General features: G+C 38.1%; 1 protein-coding gene and 1 pseudogene. Both read left to right on the top strand.

Translation table 11 applies throughout. From position 1 onward, the window contains the following. A partial coding sequence (locus SPADD19_RS06735) for a phospholipase D-like domain-containing protein (RefSeq protein WP_241496513.1) occupies positions 1–357 on the top strand: 357 nt, incomplete at its 5' end. 15 nt (positions 358–372) lie between these two features. After that, positions 373–1,026 (top strand): annotated as a pseudogene (locus SPADD19_RS06730) (DNA alkylation repair protein). Positions 1,027–1,082: the final 56 nt, after the last annotated feature.

Here is a 1,082-nt window from a genome sequence, read left to right as displayed (position 1 = left end):
CCAGGGATTCCGGATAAACAATATGCTTTTGATATTGCGACGACCTATTTTAAAGTGCTCTTGGATGCTGGCGTCCGTATTTTCCGCTATACCCCAGGCTTTGTCCATGCTAAAGTTTATGTTTCTGATAGCCAACAAGCTGTGGTAGGAACCATTAATACAGACTACCGAAGTCTTTATCAAAATTTCGAAGATGGGGTTTATCTCTACAAAAATCTGGAAGTGCTTAAGATTGAAGAAGATTTTGAGAAAACCCAGGCGCTCTCAGAGGAAGTTACTCTGGAAAGTTTGTCAAAAATGCCTGTAGCACATCGTCTAGGTGGTTATCTTTTTTCTCTGATTGGACCTTTGATGTAAAAAAGGAGGAATCATATGGATACAAAAATTCTTTTGAAATTGTTAGAAGACCAAGCTGATCCAGCGAAAGTCCCAGCAATGGAAGCTTATATGAAAAATAAATTCAGCTTTCTTGGCGTTCAAAAACCAATTCTCAAAAAGATTGAAAGAGAGTTTTTTAAACCTTTCATAAAGGATCCAATTGATTGGACTTTTGTGGAAGAGTGTTGGCAGCAACCTTACCGTGAGTTCCAATATATTGCTATGGATTATCTGGATAAAAAGAAGAAAGAGCTTAGACCTGAAGATTTTCCAAAGCTAAAGAAATTGGCTCAAACCAAATCATAGTGGGATAGTATTGATCAGTTGGACCGCATCATCGGAGAGATTCCTTTCACCTATCCAGAAACCAAGAATATTATGCGCCAATGGAGTCTTGATGAGGATTTTTGGTTGAGACGTATTGCCATTGACCACCAGCTTATGTGTAAAGATTTGACAGATACTGATCTACTAGCAGAGGTTATCTGTAACAACTTTGGACAGACAGAGTTTTTCATTAATAAGGCTATCGGTTGGAGTTTGCGCAATTACTCAAAGGTTAATCCGGATTGGGTTCGAGCTTTTATTGATCAACATGCTAGTCAAATGGCATCTCTTAGCATTCGTGAGGCAAGTAAGTATTTATAGAAATTAAGAACTTGACTCTAGCGATTAGTATGCTATAATAGTTTCATGCGATGAGT

It is taken from the genome of Streptococcus parasanguinis (assembly GCF_001578955.1).
Classification (GTDB): domain Bacteria; phylum Bacillota; class Bacilli; order Lactobacillales; family Streptococcaceae; genus Streptococcus; species Streptococcus parasanguinis_U.
This window is presented reverse-complemented; position numbering and strand designations above follow the sequence as displayed.